The 2086-nt window shown below is 73.9% G+C and carries 3 protein-coding genes; all 3 read left to right on the top strand.

What is annotated here, in order from left to right; all coding sequences use genetic code 11:
* A partial coding sequence (alr, locus tag RWX45_RS02100) for an alanine racemase (protein ID WP_316022135.1) occupies positions 1 to 981 on the top strand: 981 nt, incomplete at its 5' end.
* A complete protein-coding gene (gene tsaE, locus RWX45_RS02095) occupies positions 978 to 1643 on the top strand; it encodes a tRNA (adenosine(37)-N6)-threonylcarbamoyltransferase complex ATPase subunit type 1 TsaE (protein ID WP_316022134.1) in 666 nt (221 codons plus the stop codon). The genes alr and tsaE, both read left to right, overlap by 4 nt.
* Before the next feature lie 38 nt (positions 1644 to 1681).
* On the top strand, positions 1682 to 2086 hold a 405-nt coding region (gene tsaB, locus RWX45_RS02090; protein WP_316022133.1), incomplete at its 3' end, for a tRNA (adenosine(37)-N6)-threonylcarbamoyltransferase complex dimerization subunit type 1 TsaB.

Here is a 2086-nt window from a genome sequence, read left to right as displayed (position 1 = left end):
CCGCTACGGGCGGCGCTCGCAGCCGGGCTGGACCTGTCGGTGTCCACCCGCGCGCAGCTCGACGCCATTGCCGCCGCCGCCCGCGCCGAGCGGGCCGCGGCCACCGACTCCGAGGACAACCCCGCCGCCCCAGCACGCATTCACCTCAAGGTCGACACCGGCATGTCCCGGGGCGGCGCCACGCCGGAGGACCTGCCCGCCCTTGCCGCCGCCGCCCGCACCGCCCAGGACGACGGCACGGTCGTCGTCGTCGGCCTGTGGAGCCACCTGTCCCGCGCCGACGAGCCCGCCTCCGGCTCCACCGAGAGGCACCTGTCCCGCTTCCTCGCCGCCGAGCGGGTCGTGGCCGAGGCCGGGCTGACCCCGCGGCTGCGCCACCTGGCGGCGACCGGCGGTCTGTTGTGGCACCCCGATACCCGCCTGGACCTGGTGCGCATCGGCATCGGGCTGTACGGGCTATCTCCGGAGCCGGCCGTGGCCACCTCCGCAGCCCTTGAGCTGCGTCCCGCCATGAGGGTGGAGGCACCGCTGACCCAGGTCAAACAGATCCCCGCAGGGCAGGCCGTTTCCTACGGCGGCACCTGGCGGGCCCCCACCGATCGTTGGCTCGGCCTGGTTCCGCTCGGCTACGGCGACGGCATCCCGCGCGCCGCCTCCAACGGCGGGCCGGTCGCGGTCAACGGTGTGCGCGCGGCGATCGTCGGCCGGGTGTGCATGGACCAGGTTGTCATCGACCTGGGTCCGGCGGCCACGCCCGAAGGCGCTCCGCTGGCGCCGCCCGCAGCCGCCGGTGACGTGGCGGTGCTCTGGGGAGCCCCCACCGACGCGGTCACCCCCACCGCCGACGAGTGGGCCGAGGTGTGCTCCACCATCAACTACGAGATCGTTACGCGCCTGGGCGACCGCGTCCCGCGCGTGTTCATCGGGCGTGGAGCGAACACGCTTCCGGGCTCAGACCGTGACGCGCTGGGGCGGGCATGACCGGCACCGACACCTCGCGCCCCGGTGACGGGCCGCTCAACAGCATCAGCGTGGACACCGACGGCGCCGACGCCACCCGGGCTCTGGGTGCCCGCCTGGCCGCCATCCTGCGGGCCGGCGACGTCGTTGTGCTCTCCGGCGGACTGGGCGCCGGCAAGACCACCCTCGCTCAGGGAGTAGGGCGGGCCCTGGGCGTGCGCGGACGCGTGTCCTCTCCGACTTTCGTCATCGCGCGCGTCCACCCGGCACTCAAAGACGGGCCCGACCTCATTCACGTGGACGCCTACCGCATTGCCACCCTGGACGAGCTCGACGCCCTCGACCTGGATTCCTCCCTCGCCGAAGCGGTCATCCTCATGGAGTGGGGCGAGGGCAAGGCCGAGGCACTGTCGGAAGACCGGCTGGAGATCACCGTCGCGCGTCCCCATGGGGGAGTGGCCGACGCCGGCGGTGTGGACACTGCCGGTGGAATAGCGGATGCGGGCGGCGCGGGGAGCGCCGGTGAGCCGCCACGCGTGGGCGGTGGCGCCGGGTCGGAGAGCGATACGGGCGCCAAGCCGGTGATGGACCTGGAACAGGTTGACGACGGCCGCCGCACCATCACCGTGAGCGCCGTCGGGCCCCGCTGGGCAGGTGTCGACCTGACGGCGCTCGCGGGCTGACACCCCACCCCTCGGGATCAATCATCTAAGCTGCGTCCGTGCGCGTTTTGTCCATCGACTCCTCGCTGGGAAGCCAGCTGCTCATCGCCGACGTCCTGCCCGAGGAGCCGGACCCCGCCAATACGGGGCGCATGCGCCTGACCGTCCTCGCCCGCGCGCAGCAGGATAGCCCGCGCCGCCACGCCGAGTCGCTGGGGCCCATGCTCGCCGATGCGCTCGCGGATCCGCGCGTTGCTACCGCCCCGGTTGACGCCGTCGTCGCCGCCACGGGGCCGGCGCCCTTCACCGGGCTGCGCGCCGGGCTCGTCACCGCCCGCACCGTCGGTCGTGCCCGCGCTATCCCCGTATACGGTGTGCCCAGCCTCGACGCCGTCGCCCGCGCCGCACTTGACGAGCTCGCCCAACGGGACCAGGAGGCCGCGCTGGCGGCCACGGTCCTGGTT

The organism is Actinomyces sp. MRS3W, assembly GCF_032465695.1.
Lineage (GTDB): Bacteria > Actinomycetota > Actinomycetes > Actinomycetales > Actinomycetaceae > Actinomyces.
Note: the sequence above shows the minus strand (reverse complement) of the source record. Positions and strands in the feature narration are given on the sequence as shown.

Excerpts from the sequence above, each read along its gene's own strand:
- tsaE (WP_316022134.1), top strand. The coding sequence starts at position 978 with ATGACCGGCACCGACACCTCGCGCCCCGGTGACGGGCCGCTCAACAGC.